This window comes from Bradyrhizobium sp. SOJA106 (genome assembly GCF_059448745.1).
Window position 1 is genome coordinate 1,122,927 of sequence record NZ_CM182549.1, and the last position, 22,937, is coordinate 1,145,863.

Sequence of the window (22,937 nt, forward strand, 5' to 3'; positions counted from 1 at the left end):
GGCCAAAACATCATAGCAGAGCGAATTGATTTTGCAGCCCCGCTTCCGCGTAATGGAGGCGGATTTGCGCGGCGCATCAAAGGGTTCATTCGCCCATTGAGGCAGCATGCGCACAGATTGGAGGCAATCTTGGTTCGTGTCCTTCGCGCCGCCGCTGCCCAGATGGGGCCGACGCAAAAAGCCGATAAGCGTGAACATACGCTGGGGCGGATGCTTGCGCTGCTGGAAGAGGCGGCCGGCCGCGGCGCCAGCCTTGTGGTGTTTCCGGAGCTCGCCTTCACGACCTTCTTTCCACGTTGGTTGCTCGAAGGCGAGGCGCTCGACCAGTATTTCGAGCGCAGCATGCCGAACCCGGCGGTGGCAAAGCTGTTCGATCGTGCACGTGCGCTCCGCGTCGGCTTCTACGTCGGCTATGCCGAGCTGACGCCGGACGGGCGCCGCTACAATTGCGCCGTCCTGGTCGATCGCGACGGCGAGATCCTTGGCCGCTATCGCAAGGTGCATCTGCCGGGCTCGGTCGAGCCTCGGGAAGGCGCGCGCTACCAGCAGCTCGAGAAGCGTTATTTCGAATATGGTGATCTCGGCTTTCCCGCCTTCCGTGCCGGGTCGGCCTGGGCTCACGCCATCATGGGCATGATGATCTGCAACGATCGCCGCTGGCCGGAATCCTGGCGCGTGCTCGGCCTGCAAGGCGTCGAGCTCGTCTGCATCGGCTACAATTCGGCGGCCTATGATCCCAATGGCGGCACGACGGAAGATGCGTCCTTGCGGACCTTCCATTCGGCGCTGGTGACGCAGGCCAACGCCTACATGAATGCGACCTGGGCGATTTCGGTCGCCAAGGCCGGCGAGGAGGACGGCTCCGGGCTGATCGGCGGCTCCTGCATCGTCGATCCCAACGGCCGCATCGTCGCGCAGGCGCAGACGCTCGCGGACGAGGTGATCGTCGCCGACATCGATCTCGACCTCTGCCGCCAGGGCAAGGACAAGATGTTCAATTTCGCCGCCCACCGGCGGCCCGAGCAGTACAGGGTAATCACCGAGCGGGCCGGCATTGTCGAGCCGGCCGTTCTCGACGCGGACTGACTCTTGCACGGCGTTGGCAAAGGAGCTGACATGAGACGCCTCTCGCATTCCCTGTGGTGCGCAGCCTTGGCTGCCGTGACGTCGGCGCAGGCGGCCGAACTTCCGGCGGAGATCAAGCAGGCCGGCACGCTAAAACTCACGGTCAACTCCACCTACGCGCCGATGGAATACCGCGATCCCGCAACCGGCGAGCTGGTCGGGCTCGACATCGATCTGGCGAACGAACTTGCGAAGCGGCTCGGCGGGCTCAAGCTCGTCTGGAGCGAGACGCCGTTCGCCGAGTTGATCCCCTCGCTCCAGACCAGGCGCGCTGATTTCATCATCTCCGGCATCCAGGATCGTAGCTCGCGGCGCGAAACGGCCGACTTCGTCGACTATTTGAGCACCGGCCCGCAGTTCTTTGTGATGGCGGACAACGCGGCCAAGGATGCCACGGATCTCTGCGGCAAGAAGGTCGGCACCACCCGCAGCACTGCGTTCCCGCTCGAGATCGAGAAGTGGAGCAAGCAGAATTGCGAGGCTGCCGGCAAGCCGGCGATTCAATATGTTCCTGGTGAGAATTCGATCGACGTCCGCAACCAGCTCAAGCAGGGCCGGATCGACGCCGCCGTGCAGGGCAGTGAGACCCTGCCCTACGCGCAAAGGCAAGAGCCTGGAAGATACCGCGTCATTGGCGGCCAGCTGTCCACGGGATACCAGGGCATCATGTTTCGCAAGGACGACGCCGCCTTGCGCGAGGTCGTAACCGAGAAACTCACCGCCATGATCGCAGACGGCTCCTATAAGGCCGTGCTCGACAAATGGGGATTGGGGACGAACGCCGTCGAAAAACCCATGCTGAACGCGGCGCCGCAATGAAGCCGGCGCCGGCACTCGCGGAGGGGTTCCCCGATCTGTCGGGAATGCGGATGGCGCGCGAGCCGCACTGGTTTCGCTGGATCAGCGCGGCCCTGATCGTCCTCGTGCTGGCAGCGATCGCGCGCGCGTTCGCAAACGGCCAGATCGAATGGTCCTATGTCAGCCGCTTTCTGACGGCGAAGGTCATTCTCGAAGGCATCGTCAATACCATGGTGATGGCGGTGCTGGCGATGACACTCGGCATCTTCCTTGGTATCGTCGTGGCGATCATGCGGCTGTCGCCCAATCCGGTGTTGAAGACGGTCGCCGCCGGTTACACCTGGCTGTTCCGTGGCACGCCGCTGATCCTGCAACTCTTGCTGTGGTTCAACCTCGCGCTGGTGTTTCCGACCATCGGCATCCCCGGCCTTTGGACCGCGCGCGCGGTGGACGTCATGACGCCATTTCTGGCCGCGCTGCTCGGGCTCGGCATCAACCAGGGCGCCTATACATCGGAAGTGATGCGCGCCGGCATGCTGTCGGTGGACATCGGGCAATATGAGGCAGCGCAGGCGATCGGCATGGGACGGCTGCGCGCGCTCCGCCGCATCGTGCTGCCGCAGGCGATGCGCGTCGTGATCCCGCCGCTCGGCAACGAGTTCATCGGCATGGTGAAGGCGACCTCGCTGGCGAGCGTCATCCAGTATCCGGAATTGCTGCACAACGCCGAGAACATCTATTACGCCAATTCCCGCGTGATCGAGCTCCTGATCGTTGCCGGGCTGTGGTACCTGCTCGTGGTCTCGATCCTGACCCCGCTCCAGATGCTGCTCGAACGCCGTTTCGCACGCGGCACATTGCGGCTGGCGCGATGACAAAACCCCTCGTCGCGATCCGCTCCGTCAGCAAGAATTTTGGAGAGTTTCAGGCTCTCAAGAACGTCTCGCTCGACGTCTGGCCCGGCGAGGTGATGTGTCTGATCGGCGCGTCCGGCTCGGGCAAGACCACGCTGCTTCGTTGCATCAACCAGCTCGCTGCGATCGATGCCGGTGGCATCTGGCTCGACGGCGAGCTGTTAGGGGTGCGCGAGCAGGGCGGCCGGCTGCATCGTCTCACCGAGCGCGAGATCGGCCGGCAGCGGCTGAAGACCGGCATGGTGTTTCAGCGCTTCAACCTGTTTCCGCACAAGACCGCGCTCGAGAACATCACTGAAGGCCCGACCCAGGTGCAGGGGCGTCAAGCCAATGAGGTGCGCGCAGAGGCGCTCGAGCTGCTCGGCCGCGTCGGGCTGGCGGCCAAGGCGGATTCCTACCCCGCCCAGCTCTCCGGCGGCCAGCAGCAGCGCGTCGCGATTGCGCGGGCACTCGCCATGAAGCCGATGCTGATGCTGTTCGACGAGCCGACCAGCGGACTCGATCCCGAGCTCGTCGGCGAGGTGCTCGCGGTGATGAAGGAGCTGGCGAGGAGCGGCATGACCATGATGGTGGTGACGCACGAGCTCGGCTTCGCCCGCGAGGTCGCCGACCGCGTCGTCTACATGGACCAGGGCGCGATCGTCGAGCAGGGGCGCGCCTCGGACGTGCTGGGCGCACCGCGCGAGGAGCGAACCAAGGCATTTCTTTCGGCGGTGATCTGAAACTGGGGGCATGGTGATGAAGAGATTTTTGGTTGCGGCGGCATTGCTGGGCGCCATGAGCACATCGGTGATGGCGATCGAGCTGCCGCCTGATATCGCCAAGCGCGGCAGCCTCAAGGTCGCGCTGGTGCCGAACTATCCACCGATGGAGTTCCGCGATCCCGCCACCAACGCGCTCACGGGATTCGACGTCGATCTTGGCGAGGCGCTCGGGCGCAAGCTCGGCGTCAAGATCGAATGGACCGAGACCAGCTTTGCCGAGTTCATGCCATCGATCTCGACCGGCCGGGTGGATGCAATCCTGTCCGGCTTCACCGACTATGCGAGCCGGCACGAGATCGCGTCCTTCGTCGATTATTTGCGCAGCGGCCCGCAATTTTTCGTGCAGCAGTCGCGCAAGACGGAGTTCAAGGATGCGGCGGCGTTGTGCGGCAAGAAGGTCGGCGCCAGCCGCCGCACCATGTTCCCGGCCCAGATCGCGGCCTGGAGCGAGAAGAATTGCGGCAGCAACCCGATCCAGTTCGTCGGCACCGACGGCTCGGCCGATGCACGCACCCAGCTCCGGCAGGGCCGTATCGATGCCGCAGCCCAAGGCAACGAGACGCTGCCCTACATCATGGACCTGGAGCCCAACACCTATGCGACGCTGGGCGAGCCCATCGCGCAGCAATTCACCGGCATTGCCCTGCCGGTCAAGGAAAAGGCCTTGCAGCAGGCGATGCTGGAGGCGGTCGATGCGCTGATCGCCGACGGCACCTACAAGACCCTGCTTGCCAGGTGGAAACTGACTGACAACGCACTCGAAAAGGCAACGATCAATGCTGGACAGTAAGGCACTCAAGAGCATCCCGCTCGTTCCGGCCAACGCCGCGGATCCCGCGCCCGACTATCCGTGGCCGAGGCCGTACACATCCGCGATGTTCCTGTCCTTCGACGTCGATGCGGAGAGCGCGTGGACCAGCAAGGACGCGCTGCACGCGCAGCGGCTGATCACCATGAGCTATGGCGGCTACGAGGCGCGCGTCGGCACGCCGAAGCTCCTGGAGTTGCTCGACCAGCTCGATCTCAAGGCGACGTTCTTCGTCACCGGCTGGTCGATCGATGCGCATCCGGCGATGGCGGAATCCATCCTGAAGGCCGGCCACGAGATCGGCCATCACGGCTATCACCACCTCCTGCCCGATCCCGGCGATCCCTGGATCGAGGAGGAGCTGGAGCGCGGCTTCGAGGCGCTGAAGCGCCGGCTCGGCGTCAAGCCATCAGGCTATCGCGCCCCCTATGGCGAGTTCACCGAGGAGCTGCGCGTCGCGCTGGTGCGTCACGGCATCGTCTACACGTCCTCGTTCCGCGACGATGTCAGGCCCTATCGTCATCGCCTCGCCGACGGCAAGCCCGGCACGATCGAGCTGCCCGTCACGGCGAGCTATGACGACTGGATGCATGGCCTGTCCGCCCGCTTCAGCCCGCGCTCGATCTTCCCCAAGGAGCACGTGCTCTCGATGTGGAAGGACGAGCTGGATGAGGTCCGCGACTGGGGCGCGATGGTGACGACCGTGCTGCATCCGCAATGCAGCGGCCGTCCGATGCGGCTGCGCCTGCTGCGCGAGTTCCTGAGTTACGCAAAGTCGTGCCCGGACGTCTGGATCACGACCGGCGAGAAGATCGCGGAAAACTTCCTGCGGCACGAAGCCGGCAACCGCTGACCCCGCCATGCCCCGTCGCCGCATTCTCGTCATCAACCCCAACTCCTCTGCCTCGGTCACGGCGGCGATCGACGATGCCGTCGCGCCGCTCCGCATCGCCGGTGGACCCGACATCGAGGTGGTCGGCCTCGCCGAGGGCCCGCCGGGCATCAGCTCGCAGCGCGATGCCGACAGCGTCGTCATGCCGCTGGTCAATCGCGTGTCGCGCGACAACGCCGATGCCTTCGTGCTCGCCTGCTTCAGCGATCCCGGCCTGCATGCGGTGCGTGAAGCCGCCGGCGGGCGTCCGGTGCTGGGCATTGCCGAATGCGCCATCTTCCGCGCGCTGATGCTGGGCGAACGTTTTGGCGTGATCGCTCTGTCGCCGTCGAGCATACGCCGCCAGCAGCGCATGGCGCGGGTGATGGGCGTCGACAGCCGCTATGCCGGAAGCTGGTCGGTGGGCGCGAGCGCGGCCGAAACGGCAGGTACGGACATCCGCGGCCGGTTGATCGAAGCCGGCCATGCGCAGGTCACGCAGTGCCGTGCGGATGTCATCGTGATGGGCTGCGCCGGCATGGCCTCGCATCGCGCGGCGATTGCGGATGCGATCGGCGTGCCCGTGGTCGAGCCGGCGCAGCAGGCGGTCGCGGTCGCGATCGGCGCGGTCTTGTTGAACGCCTAAGATCCTTCAGGAGCCTCTTGCAATGCCCATCTCCCGTCGTTCGCTCCTCAAGGCCGCAGCAGCAGCGCCGGCGCTCTCGATGCCGGGCATTGTGCGCGCCGAATCCCAGAGCACGCTCCGCTTCATTCCCGTCATCGATCTCGCCTTCGTCGATCCCATCTATTCGACCGCGCAGGTGTCGCGAAACCATGGCTTCATGGTCTACGACACGCTCTACGGCATGAGCTCATCGCTGCAGGTCTCTCCGCAAATGCTGGCGGGCCAAGCGATCTCCGGCGAGCAGCTCCAGTGGGACCTCACCTTGCGCGACGGCCTGCTCTGGCACGACGGCGAACGCGTGCTGGCCCGCGACTGCGTCGCCAGCATCCGCCGCTGGGCGGCGCGCGACGGCTTTGGCGGAGAGCTGCTGGAAGCCACCCATGAGCTATCGGCCGCCGACGACCGCACCATCCGCTTCCGTCTCAAGCGCCCGTTCCCGCTGCTGCCGCAGGCGCTCGGCAAGGCCGCGATCAATGCCTGCTTCATGATGCCGGAGCGGCTGGCGAGCCAGGATCCCTTCAAGCCGCTGACCGAAGTGATCGGCAGCGGTCCGTTCCGCTACCTCGCCGACGAGCGCGTGCAGGGCGCGCGCAACGCCTATGCCAGATTCGAGCGTTACCAGCCGCGCACCGACGGCAAGCCGGATTGGACCGCGGGCCCGAAGATCGTGCATTACGATCGCGTGGTCTGGACCACCACGCCCGATGCCGGCACCGGTGTCGCCGCGCTCCAGACCGGTGAGCAGGGTTGGCAGGAGACCACGCCCCATGATCTCTTGCCGATCATCAAGGCCGCCGGCGACATCGAGACGCGCATCCTCGATCCCCGCGGCTACGCGTGCATGCTGCGTCTCAATCACCTGCAGCCGCCGTTCGACAATCCCGCCATCCGCCGCGCGCTGCTGGGCGCGATCGACCAGTCCGCGTTCATGACCGCGGTCGCCGGCACCGATCCCGCCTTCCAGGTGTCGCCGATCGGCTTCTTCGCGCCGGGCACGCCGATGGCGAGCGATGTCGGCCTCGACGTGTTCCGCGGCCCGCGCAACTATGACAAGGTCAAGGCCGACCTGAAAGCCGCCGGCTACAACGGCGAGAAGATCGTGGTGCTCGTCCCCACCAATTCGTTGGCGCAGAAGCCGCTCGGCGAGATTGCGGTCGACAGCTTGCGCAAGGCCGGCATGAACGTCGAATATGCCGGACTCGATTTCGCCGTCGTCCTGCAGCGCCAGCTCAAGAAGGATCCGCTTCCGCAGGGCGGCTGGAGCGCGGCGGTCGGCAATTGGCAGGGCATCGACTGGCTCAACCCGGCCGGCAACACCAACATACGCGGCGAAGGCAAGGTCGCCGGCTGGTATGTGAGCGAGAAGATGGGGCCCTTGCGCAGCCAGTGGCTGGCGGCCTCCGAGCTCGCCGAGCAGCAGCGCATCTGCCGCGAGATCCAGGCCGTCGCGTTCGAGGAAATCCCCTATATTCCGATTGGCCTCTACAAGCAGCCGACCGCGTATCGCAAGGCCATCACCGGCATTCTCGACGGCACCGCCGTCTTCTGGAACGTACGCCCCGCATGAGCACCACAGCAATCTTCGGCAGCTTTGTGCTCTCACGCAAGCACGGCGCGCAGGATGTGCTGCGTGACCATTGGGTCCTGATCGAAGGCAAGAGGATCGCGGCCGTTACGCGCGACAGACCGCGCGCGGATCAGGTCTATGACCGCCCCGGCCGCTTCGTACTGCCGGGTCTGCTCAATTTGCACAATCACTGCTTCTCCGAGGCGGTTGCGCGCAGCCACACCGAGGACGGCAACGGCCGCAAGAACAACCAGAGCATCGTCTATACGGTGCTTCTGCCGCTCACCAAGCGCGGCGCCGATATCCTGTCGGCGGGAGAGCGCCTCGCGGTTGCGCGGCTCGGCATTCTCCAGCTCCTCAAGGGCGGCGCCACCACCGTGATGGAGCCGTTCCGCAACTCGATCCCGGAAATGTTCGACGCGGCGGAAGAGATGGGCATCCGCTTTTACGGCGCGCCCTATCTGTTCTCGACGTCGGATGCCAAGGCCGGCCCGGACGGCGTGGTGCACTATTTCGGCGATGATGGTGCCGCTGACATGGCGATTTGGGACGCGCTCTATCAGCGCTGGAATAATCGCGGCGATGGCCGCATCAGCCTCGCGATGAGCCCGCATGCGACCGACACCTGCGGCCCTGATCTGCTGAAGGCCTGCGCCACGCGGGCGCGCGAGCTCGGCGTGCCCATCACGACCCACATGGCGCAGAGCCGCGCCGAGGTCGAGACCATCGCCAAGCGCTATGGCGGCCGCACGCCGGCGGAGTACCTGGACTGGCTCGGGCTGCTGGCGCCCGACCTGATGGCGGCGCACTGCATGTTCAGCAGCGACGACGATCTCAAGCTGATGGCCGCGCGCGGCATGACCGTCTTGAATTGCCCGCGCGTGTTCGCGCGCGCCGGTGTCACCGCGGCATTCAGCCGCTTCGCCGCGCACGGGGTGCGTACTGTAGTCGGCACCGACGGCTACAACATGGACCTGCTCGGCGAGCTCAATGCGGCATCGCTGATCTCCAAGATCACCTCGGCGCGCCCAGACGCCGCGAACTCACCCGAGCTGATCGAGGCGAACACGGCGGTCGCCGCCGACGTCATCAAGCGGCCTGACCTCGGCCGGATTGAGCCGGGCGCGACCGCCGATCTCACCGTGGTCGATCTCACCCATCCGCATCTGCAGCCGCTGTTCGATCCGCGTCGCGCCCTGATCGCGCTCGCCAACCGCGCCAATATCGATCAGGTCATGGTCGATGGCCGCGTGCTGGTCGATGAGGGCCGCTATCGCGGCGCGGACGAGGCGGCCATCATTGCAGCGGGCAGTGCTGCCATCGGCAAGATCTGGGCCCTGCCGGAGGCGCAGGCGGCGTTCAACGGCTAGCTCTCGAACTCCACCAGCGCCTTGCGCATGGTTTCGACCAGATCCAGCGCCACCGGCGAGGGGCTGCGCTGCGCCGGAAAGACTGCCGAGAATTCGAAGTCGATCCGCGGCAGAAAGCGGCGCACGACGACGCCGCGGGTTGCGAATTCCTGCGCGGTGAAGGGATCGCAGATAGAGACGCCGAGCCCTGACGACACCATGCCGCACATGATCTCCGACAGCGTGGTCTCGACCCGGAGCACGCGGCGGACATCGTGACGGTGGAAAACCTGGTCGACGAGGTGCCGGCTCGACGATCCCGCCGACAGCGAGATGAACGTCTCGCCCTCGAAATCGCGCGGCTCCAGCACGTCCTTCTCCGCGAGGCGATGACCGATCGGCAGCACCGCGACGCGCGCCAATGCCGGCAGCCGCTGGCTCGGCAGGCCGGAATGGGCGATCGGCACCTCGGCAAAACCGATGTCGCATTGGTTGTTCAGCACCCAGTCGACCACGATCGGCGAGATCACGCCGAAGAAGGCGAGGTTGAGGTTTGGCCGCTCCTTCAGGAAGTGCCCAGTGAGTCGCGGGAGATAGCCGTTCGCGAGCGCCGGCAGCGCGGCGATGCGCAACGAGCCTGTGCGGCGGCCGCGGATTTCTTCGGCCGCCGCGGTGATGCGTTCGAGGCCGACGAAGGAGCGCTCGACCTCGGTATAGAGCGCCATGGCGGCCGCGGTTGGCACGAGGCCGGTGCCGCGCCGCTCGAACAGCTCCATCTTGAGCAGCGCCTGGAGGTCGCGGAGCAAGCGGCTCACCGCTGGCTGCGTCACCACCATCAGCTTGGCCGCCTCGGTGACGCTGCCGGTCAGCATCGTCGCCCGGAAGGCCTCCACCTGCCGCGAATTGATCCGGGCCATTTCGAGTTCCGTCCATAACATTCTTGCATGCAGAGGGTGCCATTATTCATTGGACGATGGAAGCATCCGTCTGCGATCTTTTTCATCAGGACTGGAGCCAGCCCGCTTTTTCGGCAGATTGGAGGGGTTCAAACTCCAGATCGCGCCAAAATCCGCCGAATGGGGGCCGGAGCCCTGATCGGGAACGGATTGGCGCGGAAGAAAATGCGGTAGCGCGCTTCAGCCAGCGAGACTCGTCGGCACGTCATCCCATTCCGGTATTGGAGATCGGTCCATATGAAGACTCTTCGCCTTCTGACAGCGGTCAGCATCGCAGCGCTCATTGCCGCCCCGTCGGTCGCGTCGGCTCAGCAAAAGACGCTGTACGTCGCCGGCTATGGCGGTTCGTTCGAGAAGACCATCCGCGACGAGGTGATCCCGACCTTCGAGAAGGAGAACGGCGTCAAGGTCGAATACGTCGCCGGCAATTCCACCGACACGCTGGCCAAACTCCAGGCGCAGAAGGGCAATCAGCAGATCGACGTCGCCATCGTCGACGACGGCCCGATGTACCAGGCGATCCAGCTCGGCTTCTGCGGCAAGCTCGATGGCCTGCCGGCCGATCTCTACGACACCGCGCGCTTCAAGGACGATCGCGCCGTTGCGATCGGCATCGTCGCGACCGGCCTGATGTACAACACCAAGGTCTTCGCCGAAAAAGGCTGGGCGCCGCCGACCTCGTGGAACGATCTGAAGGATACGAAATACGCCAAGCAGCTCGTGATCCCGCCGATCAACAACACCTATGGCCTCGAAGCCCTGGTGATGCTGTCGAAGATGAATGGCGGAGGCGAGTCCAACGTCGATTCCGGTTTCAAGATCTTCAAGGAAGAGATCAATCCGAACGTACTCGCCTATGAGCCGTCGCCGGGCAAGATGACCGAGCTGTTCCAGTCCGGCCAAGCCGTGATCGCGGTGTGGGGCACCGGCCGCGTGCAGAGCTTTGCCAACACCGGCTTTCCCGTCGACTTCGTCTATCCCAAGGAGGGCGCCGCGACGCTGCTGACGACGGCGTGTCCGATCAACAAGCCGAACGCCTCGCCGCTCGCATCGAGCTTCGTCAAGATGTTGCTCGATCCAAAGATCCAGCTCGTGATGCTCAAGGACTACGGCTACGGCCCGGTGCTGAAATCGCTGAAGGTACCGCCGGAGCTCGGCAAGATGGCGCCGATCGGCGAACGCGCGGCCAAGCTCTACAATCCGGACTGGGCGCTCATCAACGAGAAGCGGGAGGAGTGGACCAAGCGCTGGAATCGCGAGGTCGAACGCTGACCGGTCGCAGCGGAGACAGCGTCATGGCCTATCTCGAGCTCGATCGGGTCGCAAAGCAGTTCGGCGCGCAGACTGTGGTCGACGACTTCAGCCTGTCGGTGGGGAAGGGGGAGTTCGTCTCCTTCCTTGGCCCGTCCGGCTGCGGCAAGACCACGACGCTGCAGATGATCGCGGGCTTCCTCGATCCGACGCGCGGCGCGATCCGCCTCGAAGGCAAGGACCTGACCGCGATCCATCCGGCCAAACGCGGCCTCGGCATCGTGTTCCAGAGCTACGCGTTGTTTCCGCACATGACGGCGGCCGAGAACGTCGCGTTCGGCCTGGAGATGCGTAATGTGCCGCGCATGGAAAGGGCCGAGCGCGTCCGCGCCGCGCTCGCGATGGTGGGCCTCGCCGGTTACGAGGATCGCCATCCGCGTCGCATGTCCGGCGGCCAGCAGCAACGTGTGGCGCTGGCGCGCGCGCTGGTGATCAAGCCGAGCGTGCTGCTGCTCGACGAGCCGCTGTCGAACCTCGACGCAAAACTGCGCGAGGAGATGCAGATCGAGCTGCGCCAGATCCAGCGCACCATCGGCACCACCACGATTCTCGTCACCCACGACCAGAACGAGGCGATGTCGCTGTCCGATCGCATCGTGGTGATGAGCCAGGGCAAGATCGAGCAGATCGGCACCCCGCAGGAGACTTATGAAAGGCCCGCCTCGGCTTTCGTCTCGCAGTTTTTGGGCAAGACCAATGATTTTGCCGGGATGATCGACCGGACCGTCTCGCCGACCCAACTGGTGGCGGGCTCCTGGCGCGCACCGGCCCCGGCCGGGCTCGGCGGTCCCGTGATCGTCAGCGTTCGCCCCGAACGAATCGGCTTTGGCGATCAAGGGCTCAGCGCAAAGATCATCACGCGCATCTTCCAGGGCAATCACTGGCTGTTCCAGTGCGACAGCGAATGCGGCCCGGCGATCGTGATCCGTCAGAACGACGGCACGGCGCAACCAGGCGAAGGCGATGCCGTTCGGCTGTCGTGGCGTCCCGAGGACATGAGCGTGCGCGCGAGGGTCGGCGCATGAACGCGGCCGCCGAGGAGCGCAGCGCGCGTGCGCCATGGGCATTGACGGCGCCTGCTCTGATGCTGTTCGTCGGCGTGTTGCTGATTCCGCTCGCGATGACGCTGATGCTCTCGTTCCACGATTGGGGCCAGTACAAGGGCATTGAGCCCGTCTTCATCCTGAAGAACTGGCACGAGATCGCGACCGATCCCTATTACGCCGAGATGTTCTGGCGGACCTTCCGCATCGCAATTCTGACCACACTGCTCACGGCGCTGCTCGGCGCGCCCGAAGCCTACATCCTCAACCGTATGAGCGGCCGCTGGAAGAGCTTCTTCCTGCTGGTCATACTCGGTCCGCTGCTGATCTCCGTGGTGGCGCGCACGCTTGGCTGGGCGCTGCTGTTCGGCGGCAACAACGGGCTGGTCAACAAGCTCCTGATGTCGCTCGGCGTGATCCGTTTCCCCATTCCCTTCATGTTCACCGAAACCGGCATGGTCGTCGCGCTCGCGCATGTGATGATGCCGTTCATGGTTCTCTCGGTGTGGGCCGCGCTGCAGTGGCTCGATCCGCAGATCGAGAATGCCGCGATGTCGCTTGGCGCCGGACCTGTGACCATCATACGCCGCATCATCATGCCGCAGATCATGCCGGGCGTGCTGTCGGGCGCGATCATCGTGTTCTCGCTCTCCGCCAGCGCCTTCGCGACACCCGCGATCATCGGCGGCCGCCGCCTGAAGGTCGCGGCGACGCTCGCTTATGACGAGTTCCTCAATACGCTGAATTGGCCGCTGGGAGCGGCGGTTGCCACGCTGTTGCTGGTCGCGCTGGTGCTGATCGTCGTCGGCAGCAACGCGCTGATCGAGCGCCGTTACGCGGAGGTGTTCCGATGAGGCGCAACGGGCCGCTCGCGCTGATCTTCCACACCCTCTTCGTCATCGTGATGGTGGCGCCGATCCTGGTGGTCTGCCTTGTCGCCTTCACGCCCGAAGGCTTCCTCTCGCTGCCGACCAGCGGCTTCTCGCTGCGCTGGTTCAGGACCATTGCGAACTACCCCGAGTTCATCCACGCCTTCTGGGTCAGCCTTGGGCTGGGCGCGCTGTCGTCCCTGGTCGCGCTGCTGTTCGCGGTGCCTGCGGCGCTGGCGATTGCGCGCTACCGCTTCCGCGGCCGCGATGCGCTTGCCGCGCTGTTCCTGTCACCGCTGATGATCCCGCATGTCGTGCTCGGCATCGCCTTCCTGCGCTTCTTCACCTCGGCAGGCCTCGGCGGCAGCTTCGCCGCGCTGATCATCGCGCACGTCATCATCGTGTTTCCGTTCGCGCTCCGTCTGACGCTTGCGGCTGCGACCGGCATGGACCGCACGGTGGAGATGGCGGCGGTCTCGCTTGGCGCCGGCGGCTGGACGCTGTTCCGACGTGTCACGCTGCCGCTGATCCTGCCCGGCGTCATCAGCGGCTGGGCCCTCGCTTTCATCCAGTCTTTCGACGATCTCACCATGACCGTCTTCCTCGCCGCACCCGGCACCGAGACGCTGCCGGTGCGCATGTTCCTTTACATCCAGGACAACATCGATCCGCTGGTGACGTCGGTCTCGGCCTGCGTGATCGCGATCACCATGACCGCCCTCATTCTGCTCGACCGCTTCTACGGGCTCGACCGCGTGCTCGCCGGCAAGGCTGGCGATACCGGACGATAGGAGAACTCATGTCAGGAGAATACGACGTCGCCGTCGTCGGCGGCGGACTGCTCGGCTCCGCCATTGCCTGGGGCCTCGGCCGCCTCGGTAAGAAGGTCGCCGTGCTCGACGAAGGCGATATCACCAAGCGCGCCTCGCGCGCGAATTTTGCGCTGGTCTGGGTGCAGAGCAAGGGGCTCGGCATGCCCGCCTATACGGTCTGGACCGTGCAGGCCTCGCAGGCATGGGGCCGGCTCGCCTCCGAGCTGAAGCAGCAGACCGGCCTGGATGTCTCGTTGCAGCAGAACGGCGGCTTTCATCTGACGCTCGGCGAGGACGAATTCGGCCAGCGCACCGAACTCGTCAAGCGCATGCACAACCAGGTCGGTGCGGCCGACTACAAGATGGAGATGCTGCCCGCTTCCGAGGTGAAGAAGGCGCTGCCGCTGATCGGGCCGGAAGTGTCCGGTGGCAGCTATTGTCCGCTCGACGGCCACGTCAATTCGCTGCGCACTTTCCGTGCCTTCCACACCGGTTTCAGGGCGTTCGGCATCGATTATTTTCCCGAGCAGCCGGTCTCGGCCATCAGCAAGAGCGGCGGCGAATTCCGACTGACCACGCCGAAGGGCGAGCTGCGGGCCGCCAAGATCGTGCTTGCCGCCGGCAATGCCAACCAGACGCTGGCGCCGATGGTCGGCCTCTTTGCGCCAATGGGCCCGACCCGCGGCCAGATTGTGGTGACCGAGCGCACCACGCCATTCCTGCCGCATCCGCTGACCACGATCCGCCAGACCGACGAGGGCACGGTGATGATCGGCGACAGCAAGGAGGACGAGCTCGACGAACGCACGATGAAGCCTTCGATCAGCGGCGTGATGGCCGATCGCGCCCAGCGGATGTTTCCGCACCTGTCGCGGCTCAACGTGGTCAGAAGCTGGGCGGGCATCCGCGTCATGCCGCAGGACGGCTTTCCGATCTACGACCAGTCGGAGACGCATCCCGGCGCTTTCGTCGCCTGCTGTCATTCCGGCGTGACGCTCGCCTCCAACCACGCCTTCGAGATCGCGCGCATGGTGGCGCAAGGCGCGCTCGAGCCGGAGCTGGTCGGCGCGTTCTCCGCGAGCCGCTTTGGCGGCGCGGGCGCCGCGAACAATAGCGGCTATTAAAGATATCAAGGAGCCAAGAGGCATCCCATGTTTAGACGATCCGAACAGGACAAACGTCCTCAGGTGCAGATCTTCGTCGACGGCGTCGCCGTCGCGGCGCGCCAGGGCGACACCGTCTCTGCCGCGCTGTTGGCCTCCGGCGTCGACGCACGACGTTCCACGGCGGTCAGCGGCGCGCCGCGCCTGCCCTATTGCATGATGGGCGTGTGCTTCGACTGCCTCGTGACGATCGACGGCGTCGGCAATCGACAGGGCTGCCTCGTGCCAGTCGCCGAGGGCATGCAGATCGAGATTCAGAAGGGTAAGCGGGAGATCGGACGATGAGTGTGGCTCCCAAGCGCGAAGACTATGAACTCGTGGTGATCGGTGCGGGGCCTGCCGGCCTTGCCGCCGCCGCGACCGCCGCCGAAGCTGGTCTTTCGACGCTGCTGCTCGACGAGAATATCGGCCCCGGCGGCCAGGTGTTTCGCGCCATCTCCTCGACGCCGGTGACCGACCGCAATCAGCTCGGCGCCGATTACTGGGTCGGCGCCGATCTCGTGCAGGCCCTGCGCGCGAGCAATGCCGAGGTGATCCACCGCGCCACGGTCTGGAGTCTCGACCGCAATCTCGAGATCGCGGTGTCCATCGGCGGCGCGTCGGCGTTCGTCAAGGCAAAGCGCGTGATCCTCGCGACAGGCGCGCTGGAGCGGCCGTTTCCGGTCCCCGGCTGGACCCTGCCGGGCGTGATGACCGCGGGCGCGGCACAGACCATGTTGAAATCGTCGGCGCTGCTGCCCGATGGCCGCACGGTGATCGCCGGGCAGGGACCGCTGCTCTGGCTGCTGGCCGCGCAGATCCTGCGCCTCGGCGGCCGCATCGATCGCATCCTTGATACGACCGAGCGCGGCAACTATTTCGCAGTGCTGCCGCACGCCTTCGCCTTTCTGACCTCGCCCTATTTCGCCAAGGGCTTGTCGATGATGCGCGAGGTGAAGGCGAAAGTTCAGGTCGTCTCCGGCGTCACTGAGCTTGCTGCGGCCGGGGACGGCCAGCTCGCCAGCGTCAGCTATGTCGCCGGCGGAAAGCGCGAGACCTTTCCCGCGGACCTGTTGCTGTTGCATCAGGGTGTCGTGCCCAACGTCAATCTGGCGATGGCGGCCGGCATCGAGCATCGCTGGGATGATCTGCAGCTGTGCTGGTCGCCGGTGCTGGACGCGAGCGGCAATTCTTCGGTCGCCGGCATCGCGATCGCCGGTGACGGCGCCGGCATCGGCGGTGCAAATGCAGCAGTCGTCCGTGGTCGCATTGCCGCGCGCGCCGCGATCGAAGCACTGGCGCCCGCAGCTGCCGCAAAACTTCCTGCGATGGCGGCTCTCCGCTCCGATCTCGCCAAGGCCGAGCGTGGCCGCGTCTTCCTCGACACGCTGTTCCGCCCGCCGCCGCAGTTTCGCATTCCCTCGGGCGATACCATCGTCTGCCGCTGCGAGGAGGTGACCGCCAAGGACGTGCTCGAGTCCGTCGCGATCGGCGCGACCGGGCCGAACCAGCTCAAGGCCTATCGCCGCACCGGCATGGGGCCGTGCCAGGGCCGGCTCTGCGGTCTCACCGTCACTGAGCTGATGGCGCAGGCGCGCGGCAAGACCCCGCAGGAGATCGGCTATTACCGGCTGCGTGCGCCGGTGAAGCCGATCACGCTCGCCGAGCTCGCCGCTGTCCCGAAGAGCGAGGCCGACATCAAGGCCGTGGTGCGCGGATGAGCCAAAACGTGGATGCGATCGTCATTGGCGGCGGCATCCACGGATGCTCGACGACGCTGCATCTGTGCCTCGCCGGCCTGAAGCCGGTGCTGATCGAGAAGGACTATGCCGGCCGGCACGCGTCCGGCGTCAATGCCGGCGGCGTGCGTCAGCTCGCCCGGCACATTCCCGAGATCCCGCTTTCGATCCGTTCGATGGGGATCTGGGAGAAGATCAACGATCTCCTCGACGACGATTGCAGCTTTGAGAGCCACGGCCAGGTCCTCGTCGCCGAGAACGAGGAGGAGCTCGCTGTCTGCCGCGCGCGCGTCGCCGAGCTCAACGCTCTCGGCTTCACCCATGAAGAGTTGATCGATGCCGCCGAATTGCGCCGCCTCGTGCCGGCGGTGGCCGAGACCTGCTCCGGCGGGGTGGTCTCGCGCCGCGACGGCGCAGCCAATCCTGCGCAGACGACGACGGCGTTTCGGCGCAAGGCCCAGCAGCTGGGTGCGACCGTGCGCGAAGGCGTGGCCGCCAGCAACATCCGCCACAGCGACGGCCTCTGGCATGTCGATGCCGGCAGCGAGAGTTTTGCCGCGCCGGTGCTGGTCAATGCGGCCGGAGCCTGGGCCGGAAGGATCGCAGCTGACCTCGGCGAGCCCGTGCCGGTCGAGACCGTGGCGCCGATGCTGATGATCACATCGCGCGTGCCGCACTTCATCGACCCTGTCGTGATCCTGCGCGGGCGAAAACTTTCCTTCAAGCAGTTCAAGAACGGCACCGTGCTGATCGGCGGCGGCCATCTGGCGACGCCCTATCAGGACCGCAACGAGACGGTGCTGGACTGGAAGAGCCTTGCGACCAGCGCGCAGACCGTGTTCGAGCTGTTTCCGGTGATGCGCAGCGCGACCATCGTGCGCGCCTGGGCCGGCATCGAAGCCAAGATGAAGGACGATATCCCCGTGTTCGGGCCGAGCTCCCGCCACAGGGGTCTCTATCATCAGTTCGGCTTCTCGCTGCACGGTTTTCAGCTCGGCCCCGGCGCCGGCGCCGTGATGGCGGAGCTGATCGTCAATGGCGGCACCCAGACCCGCGTCAGCGATCTTGGCATCGACCGCTTCCATCCTTCCACGCTCTAGCCAAAGAGGACTTCATGAGCATCACCCGCAGCATCCGCACGTCCATCATGCACCGCGCCGTCGAGGCCAACGGATTCGTCTTCCTTGGCGGCACCATCGCCGACGACACCTCGGTCTCGATGGGCGAGCAGACCCGCAACATCCTCGGCAAGATCGCCGGCTATCTCAAGGAAGCCGGCACCGACAAGAGCCGCGTCGTCAGCGCCTCGATCTTCGTCACGGATCTCTCCAAGAAGAAGGAAATGGATGCGGCCTGGACCGAGTTTTTCGGCGACAATCTGCCGACCCGCGCCACCGTCGGCGTCGCCGATCTCGGCGGCAGCGCGCTGATCGAGGTGGTGGTCACCGCGCTCAAGGGCTGACGCCATTCAGCGTTGGGCGCGGCCGCTCTTCAAGCGTGGCGCGCCGGTCCCGGCAAGTTGCCCTTGTAACGATGATCAAAACCCGACGCCCTGCCCCCAGCGCGTCGGGTGGAATGAATAAGTATCGTTCGGTGATCCCAACGCCGTCGTTGTGACGCGTGTCTCATCTCACTCCCTCTCGCGGCGGGAGGGGAGAGGTTACGACGTCGCGCTGCCGCCCGGCTCCAGCGACTCGCCGAGTTCCAGCGGATGCGCCATGGTCTCGTGCAGCGCCTCGCGATCGAGCTCGCCTTCGGAGAGGCTGATGACGACGCAGGCGACGCCGTTGCCGATCAGATTGGTCAGCGCGCGGCATTCGCTCATGAACTTGTCGATGCCGACCAGGATCGCGATCGACTGGATCGGGATGTCAGGCACGATCGAGAGCGTCGCGGCGAGCGTGATGAAGCCGGCCCCCGTCACGCCCGAGGCGCCCTTGGAGGTGATCATGGCGATGCCCAGGATGCCGAGCTCCTGCCAGATCGTCAGGTGGGTGTTGGTCGCCTGCGCCAGGAACAGCGTCGCCAGTGTCATGTAGATGTTGGTGCCGTCGAGGTTGAAGCTGTAGCCGGTCGGGATCACGAGGCCGACCACCGAGCGCGAGGCGCCGAGATGCTCCATCTTCTGGATCATCTGCGGCAGCACCGTCTCCGACGAGGAGGTGCCGAGCACGATCAGGAGCTCATCCTTGATGTAGGCGATGAAGCGCAGGATCGAGAAGCCGGCGAGGCGGGCGATCGAGCCCAGCACGATCAGCACGAACAGGATGCTGGTCAGGTAGAACGTGCCGATCAGGGCGGCGAGGTTGAGCAGCGAGCCGAGACCGTAGGCGCCGACCGTGAACGCCATCGCGCCGAAGGCGCCGATCGGCGCCACACGCACGATGATGCGGATGATCGCGAAGAACATCTTCGCGGCCTTGTCGATGGCATCCGCAATGGGCTCGCCGGCCTTGCCGAGGAAGGCGATGGAAAAGCCTGAGAGGATCGAGATCAACAGGACCTGGAGCAGGTCGCCGCGCGCGATCGCGCCCACATAGCTGTCGGGAATGATCGCCATCAGGTGGGCGACGATGCCCTCTTCCTTGGCCTTGGTGACATAGGTTGCGACCGACTTCGGATCGATCGTCGCCGGATCGATGTTGAAGCCGTGGCCGGGCTGGAGGATCTCGCCGACCAGCAGGCCGACGGCGAGCGCGACGGTCGAGACCGTCTCGAAATAGATCAGCGACTTCAGCCCGACCCTGCCAACGCGTTTGAGGTCGCCCATCGAGGAGATGCCGTGCACGACGGTGCAGAAGATCACCGGGGCGATCATCATCTTGATCAGCGCGATGAAGCCGTCGCCGAGCGGCTTTAAGGCCTTGCCGAGATCGGGATAGAAATAGCCGATCAGCACGCCGAGCGCGATCGCGATCAGCACCTGCACGTAGAGGATCTTGTACCAGGGCTGATGCCGGCGATGGACCGCTGGCTGGATCGCGACTTGTGTCATATTGTGGGCCCCGGGACGCATTGATTTTGCAAGATTTGAAATCGGGCAAGATCTGAATCTTGTATGTCCTGCATCATGTGATGGCCGTCGCCGAAGCGACAATCACATTTTTGTCGGATCGCACGAAGATCAGCCGCTGCACCGCAACGGGGGGGACATGACAACGACGACAGGCTCGGACGAGCAAGGGCAGGGCTATTTTCCGCGCTGGAAGCTCAAGACCTCGGGCGTGATCATGCCGGAGGAACGGCTGTCATGGGGCCAGACCATCGTCTCCGGTCTGCAGCATTGCGTCGCGATGTCGGGCTCGACGATCATCGCGCCGCTGCTGATGGGGTTCGATCCCAATGTTGCGGTGCTGTTCTCCGGCATTGGCACGCTGATCTTCTTCGTCGTCGTCGCAGGTCGCGTGCCGAGCTATCTCGGCTCGAGCTTCGCATTCATCGCCGTCGTCATCGCCGCCACCGGCTATGCCGGGCAGGGCCCGAACCCGAATATCTCCGTTGCGCTCGGCGGTATCGTCGGCGCCGGCGTGCTCTATGGCGTGATCGCGCTGGTCGTGATGTGGTCGGGCGTCGGCTGGATCGAGCGCCTGATGCCGCCGGCCGTCACCGGCGCCGTGGTTGCCGCGATCGGCCTCAACCTCGCGCCCGTGGCGGTCAAAGCGGTGAGCGCCAACGCGTTCGAGACCTGGATGGGCCTTGCGACCGTTCTGATGATTGGCGTGCTGGCGGTTGCAGCTCCAGGCCTGTGGCGCCGCCTGCCGATCATCCTTGGCGCGATCGGCGGATATCTGTTGTACCTGCTGTTCGCGAATGGCCTTGGTTTCGGCAAGCCGATCGATTTTGCGCAACTTGCCGCCGCGCCGTGGATCGGCCTGCCGCACTTCACCACGCCGGCCTTCCAGGCCGATGCGATCTTCTTGATCGCGCCGGTCGCGGTCATCCTCGTCGCCGAGAATCTCGGCCACATCAAGGCGGTCGGCGCCATGACCGGACGCAGCCTCGATGCCTATCTCGGCCGCGCTTTGTTCGCCGACAGTCTCGCCACGATCGTCGCGGCCTGCGGCGGCGGCACCGGCGTCACCACCTATGCGGAGAACATCGGGGTCATGGCGGCGACGAAGGTCTATTCGACATTGCTGTTTGCGTTCGCGGCGACGGTCTCGATCCTGCTCGGCTTCTCGCCGAAATTCGGCGCGCTGATCCTGTCGATCCCCGGCCCCGTCATCGGCGGTCTCTCGATCGTGCTGTTCGGATTGATCGCGGCGATGGCCGGACGGATCTGGGTCGAGAACAAGGTCGACTTCGCAAATCCGGCGAACCTGATCACCGTCGCCGTGGCGCTGACCGCGGGCGCCGGCGACCTCACGCTGAAATTCGGCGCGTTCACTATCGGCGGCATCGGCACCGCAACGTTTGGCGCCATCATCCTCTACCAGATCCTGACCTCGCCGCTCGCGCGCCGCGCGGAATGAATCGCAGCGAGCGCTGCGGGGATGGAACAAAATGCTTGTTCCATCCATGATGAAATGTCCCGGAGGAAGCTCATGCCACAGACCGACCACTCAACCCCTTTTTCTTCGCGCCTCGTCGGCCAATACGCGCTGGTGACCGGCGCCTCGCAAGGAATTGGCCGCGCCGTTGCCGTCCGGCTCGCCCAGGAGGGCGCGACCGTCGCCATCAATTATTTCGACCATCCCGAGAAGGCTGAAGAGTCGCTCGCGCTGGCGCGAACGGCGTCGAGCGACCGCGGTCACGGCAAGCTCGATCATATCGTCGTCAAGGCCGACGTCAGCAGCGAGCAGCAGGTCGCGGCGATGTTCGAGACGGTTCTGGCGCGCTTCAAGCGTCTCGACTGTCTGGTCAACAATGCCGGCTTCCAGCGGGAGTCGCCGAGCGAGGCGCTCGACATCGACACCTATCGCCGCATCATCGACGTCAATCTCAACGGCGCCGTGCTCTGCGCGCAGAAGGCGCTCGCGCATTTCGTCGCACGCGGCGGAGGCGGCAGCATCATCAACTGCTCCAGCGTCCACCAGATCATCCCAAAGCCGGGTTATCTCGCTTATTCGATCAGCAAGGGCGGCATGGCCAACCTGACGCGCACGCTGGCGCTGGAATTCGCAAGGCACGGCATCCGCGTCAATGCGGTCGGTCCGGGCGCGATCGACACCCCGATCAACGTCGCCTGGACCGGCGATCCCGAAAAGCGCGGTGTCGTCACCAGCCACATTCCGCTCGGCCGCGTCGGCACGCCGGAGGAGATCGCCGCCGTGTTCGCCTTCCTCGCCTCGGACGAAGCGAGCTATATCACCGGGCAGACCATCTACGCCTGCGGCGGCCTGACGCTGTTTCCGGAGTTTCGCGAGAACTGGGCGAGTTGAGGCCTGCGCCCATCAACCGGCCGTCGCCGGTTCGAAGCCGGCGATCAGTTTCACCAGCTCGCTCTGGCGTGCGGTTCCGGTCTTGCGGAGAAATATTCTCCAGGTTCAGGCGGGAAACCGGGCGAGGCAATTCAGCAACAGTCTGCAAAAAGTAGAATACCAGCGACGGGTTCGCTGCCGACTTCAACCGAATGGTTGATGTCGGGCCCATCACTCTGGCCCAAGTTGCGCACCGTCGCCGATCGGTCGGAATCCGCGGCGTACTGGAGTTGTGAGCGCAAATGCCTAGCCAAATCGTCAAAGCGATGTCTCGTCTGATCAAATCCATTGGTGGCGCCGTGGCACTTGCCATCTGCACTTTGGGACTCGATCTATCGCCCGTGGCCGCGCAGGCCGTTTGTGGTCAGGCAGGCACGGGCCTCCCCCTCGGTACTGCGACAGGCCCGGGCGCGTTCTCGTGTGCCGGCACCGCAAGCGGTGTCAGCAGCACTGCACTCGGATTCACCAGCAAAGCGAGCGGTCTAGGCAGCTTGGCGGTTGGGATCGGCAACACGGCGAGCGGGACAGGCAGCACAGCGATTGGCCTCTCCACTGATGCAAGCGGTGAGTACAGCACCGCGAGCGGCGTAGGCGCCAAGGCGTACGCCGACTACAGCTTGAGCAGCGGCTCGAGCAGCAGCGCGGCGAGCGTCGGGAGCACCGCGTTGGGGGGAGGCGCATTTGTCCGGTCTGGTCTCACCTATGCTGCCACCGCGTCCGGCAATTACAGCGTCGCGCTCGGAGGTGGCGGCGACGGAAGCGCT

At 65.2% G+C, this 22,937-nt stretch carries 22 protein-coding genes and 1 pseudogene; 21 read left to right on the top strand and 2 right to left on the bottom strand.

Translation table 11 applies throughout. The features are described 5' to 3' along the window. Nucleotides 1-162: 162 nt before the first annotated feature. The 9 genes from AC5V87_RS05240 to AC5V87_RS05280 are packed head-to-tail and all read left to right on the top strand — an operon-like array spanning nucleotide 163 to nucleotide 8,902. Nucleotides 163-1,086, top strand: a complete 924-nt coding sequence (locus AC5V87_RS05240; RefSeq protein ID WP_495371828.1) for an N-carbamoyl-D-amino-acid hydrolase — start codon at nucleotides 163-165, stop codon at nucleotides 1,084-1,086. A gap of 30 nt (nucleotides 1,087-1,116) precedes the next feature. Beyond that, nucleotides 1,117-1,944 (top strand): ABC transporter substrate-binding protein, encoded by an 828-nt coding sequence (locus AC5V87_RS05245; protein WP_495370194.1) that lies wholly within the window; start codon nucleotides 1,117-1,119, stop codon nucleotides 1,942-1,944. Beyond that, entirely contained in the window at nucleotides 1,941-2,798 is an 858-nt protein-coding gene (locus AC5V87_RS05250) for an amino acid ABC transporter permease (protein WP_456841037.1), read from the top strand. Before AC5V87_RS05245 ends, AC5V87_RS05250 begins: the two co-directional genes overlap by 4 nt. Then, a complete protein-coding gene (locus AC5V87_RS05255; RefSeq protein WP_495370195.1) occupies nucleotides 2,795-3,559 on the top strand; it encodes an amino acid ABC transporter ATP-binding protein in 765 nt (254 codons plus the stop codon). Before AC5V87_RS05250 ends, AC5V87_RS05255 begins: the two co-directional genes overlap by 4 nt. Nucleotides 3,560-3,575: 16 nt before the next feature. Then, nucleotides 3,576-4,391, top strand: a complete 816-nt coding sequence (locus AC5V87_RS05260; protein ID WP_495370196.1) for an ABC transporter substrate-binding protein — start codon at nucleotides 3,576-3,578, stop codon at nucleotides 4,389-4,391. Further along, nucleotides 4,378-5,262 carry a polysaccharide deacetylase family protein gene (locus tag AC5V87_RS05265; RefSeq protein ID WP_495370197.1) on the top strand — a complete coding sequence of 295 codons (885 nt, stop codon included), beginning with the start codon at nucleotides 4,378-4,380 and terminating at the stop codon, nucleotides 5,260-5,262. Before AC5V87_RS05260 ends, AC5V87_RS05265 begins: the two co-directional genes overlap by 14 nt. A 7-nt stretch (nucleotides 5,263-5,269) precedes the next feature. Continuing rightward, on the top strand, nucleotides 5,270-5,926 hold the full coding sequence (locus AC5V87_RS05270; protein WP_495370198.1) for an aspartate/glutamate racemase family protein: 657 nt from the start codon (nucleotides 5,270-5,272) through the stop codon (nucleotides 5,924-5,926). Nucleotides 5,927-5,948: 22 nt separating this feature from the next. Next, on the top strand, nucleotides 5,949-7,532 hold the full coding sequence (locus AC5V87_RS05275) for an ABC transporter substrate-binding protein (RefSeq protein WP_495370199.1): 1,584 nt from the start codon (nucleotides 5,949-5,951) through the stop codon (nucleotides 7,530-7,532). Next, nucleotides 7,529-8,902, top strand: coding sequence for an amidohydrolase family protein (locus AC5V87_RS05280; RefSeq protein ID WP_495370200.1), 1,374 nt, complete (start codon nucleotides 7,529-7,531; stop codon nucleotides 8,900-8,902). Before AC5V87_RS05275 ends, AC5V87_RS05280 begins: the two co-directional genes overlap by 4 nt. On the opposite strand, the gene AC5V87_RS05285 is transcribed toward AC5V87_RS05280, so the two are convergent. Then, on the bottom strand, nucleotides 8,899-9,798 hold the full coding sequence (locus AC5V87_RS05285) for a LysR substrate-binding domain-containing protein (RefSeq protein WP_456841030.1): 900 nt from the start codon (nucleotides 9,796-9,798) through the stop codon (nucleotides 8,899-8,901). The two genes, AC5V87_RS05280 and AC5V87_RS05285, sit on opposite strands and share 4 nt — an antisense overlap. Nucleotides 9,799-10,074: 276 nt before the next feature. Between AC5V87_RS05285 and AC5V87_RS05290 the strand changes: the two genes are divergently transcribed. From AC5V87_RS05290 to AC5V87_RS05330, 9 genes are read left to right on the top strand one after another with little or no spacing between them, the layout of a single operon-like run. Next, nucleotides 10,075-11,109, top strand: a complete 1,035-nt coding sequence (locus AC5V87_RS05290; RefSeq protein ID WP_495370201.1) for an ABC transporter substrate-binding protein — start codon at nucleotides 10,075-10,077, stop codon at nucleotides 11,107-11,109. 23 nt (nucleotides 11,110-11,132) lie between these two features. Continuing rightward, the gene (locus AC5V87_RS05295; RefSeq protein WP_456841028.1) at nucleotides 11,133-12,173 is read left to right on the top strand and encodes an ABC transporter ATP-binding protein; all 1,041 of its coding nucleotides are present in this window, start codon (nucleotides 11,133-11,135) and stop codon (nucleotides 12,171-12,173) included. Beyond that, nucleotides 12,170-13,045 (top strand): ABC transporter permease, encoded by an 876-nt coding sequence (locus AC5V87_RS05300; RefSeq protein ID WP_495370202.1) that lies wholly within the window; start codon nucleotides 12,170-12,172, stop codon nucleotides 13,043-13,045. Before AC5V87_RS05295 ends, AC5V87_RS05300 begins: the two co-directional genes overlap by 4 nt. Next, entirely contained in the window at nucleotides 13,042-13,851 is an 810-nt protein-coding gene (locus AC5V87_RS05305) for an ABC transporter permease (protein WP_456841026.1), read from the top strand. The genes AC5V87_RS05300 and AC5V87_RS05305 overlap by 4 nt, the downstream gene beginning before the upstream one ends. Before the next feature lie 8 nt (nucleotides 13,852-13,859). Next, nucleotides 13,860-14,996, top strand: a complete 1,137-nt coding sequence (locus tag AC5V87_RS05310; RefSeq protein WP_456841025.1) for an NAD(P)/FAD-dependent oxidoreductase — start codon at nucleotides 13,860-13,862, stop codon at nucleotides 14,994-14,996. A gap of 27 nt (nucleotides 14,997-15,023) precedes the next feature. Next, entirely contained in the window at nucleotides 15,024-15,320 is a 297-nt protein-coding gene (locus AC5V87_RS05315; RefSeq protein ID WP_172784813.1) for a (2Fe-2S)-binding protein, read from the top strand. Further along, nucleotides 15,317-16,735: an FAD/NAD(P)-dependent oxidoreductase gene (locus AC5V87_RS05320; RefSeq protein ID WP_495370203.1), complete on the top strand. Its 1,419-nt coding sequence runs from the start codon at nucleotides 15,317-15,319 to the stop codon at nucleotides 16,733-16,735. The genes AC5V87_RS05315 and AC5V87_RS05320 overlap by 4 nt, the downstream gene beginning before the upstream one ends. Next, nucleotides 16,732-17,853, top strand: a complete 1,122-nt coding sequence (locus AC5V87_RS05325; protein ID WP_495370204.1) for an NAD(P)/FAD-dependent oxidoreductase — start codon at nucleotides 16,732-16,734, stop codon at nucleotides 17,851-17,853. The genes AC5V87_RS05320 and AC5V87_RS05325 overlap by 4 nt, the downstream gene beginning before the upstream one ends. A gap of 14 nt (nucleotides 17,854-17,867) precedes the next feature. Further along, nucleotides 17,868-18,215, top strand: a complete 348-nt coding sequence (locus AC5V87_RS05330; protein WP_456841022.1) for a RidA family protein — start codon at nucleotides 17,868-17,870, stop codon at nucleotides 18,213-18,215. Nucleotides 18,216-18,413: 198 nt separating this feature from the next. On the opposite strand, the gene AC5V87_RS05335 is transcribed toward AC5V87_RS05330, so the two are convergent. Next, on the bottom strand, nucleotides 18,414-19,748 hold the full coding sequence (locus AC5V87_RS05335; protein WP_495370205.1) for a dicarboxylate/amino acid:cation symporter: 1,335 nt from the start codon (nucleotides 19,746-19,748) through the stop codon (nucleotides 18,414-18,416). Between the two features lie 157 nt (nucleotides 19,749-19,905). Here AC5V87_RS05335 and AC5V87_RS05340 point away from each other — a divergent pair, with 157 nt between their 5' ends. The 3 genes and pseudogenes from AC5V87_RS05340 to AC5V87_RS05350 form a co-directional block, all read left to right on the top strand. Then, nucleotides 19,906-21,225, top strand: coding sequence for a solute carrier family 23 protein (locus AC5V87_RS05340; RefSeq protein WP_495370206.1), 1,320 nt, complete (start codon nucleotides 19,906-19,908; stop codon nucleotides 21,223-21,225). A 72-nt stretch (nucleotides 21,226-21,297) separates the two neighbouring features. Continuing rightward, a complete protein-coding gene (locus tag AC5V87_RS05345; protein ID WP_456841021.1) occupies nucleotides 21,298-22,134 on the top strand; it encodes an SDR family oxidoreductase in 837 nt (278 codons plus the stop codon). Between the two features lie 305 nt (nucleotides 22,135-22,439). Then, nucleotides 22,440-22,775, top strand: a pseudogene (locus tag AC5V87_RS05350) (hypothetical protein); the annotation flags it as partial. Between the last annotated feature and the right edge of the window lie 162 nt (nucleotides 22,776-22,937).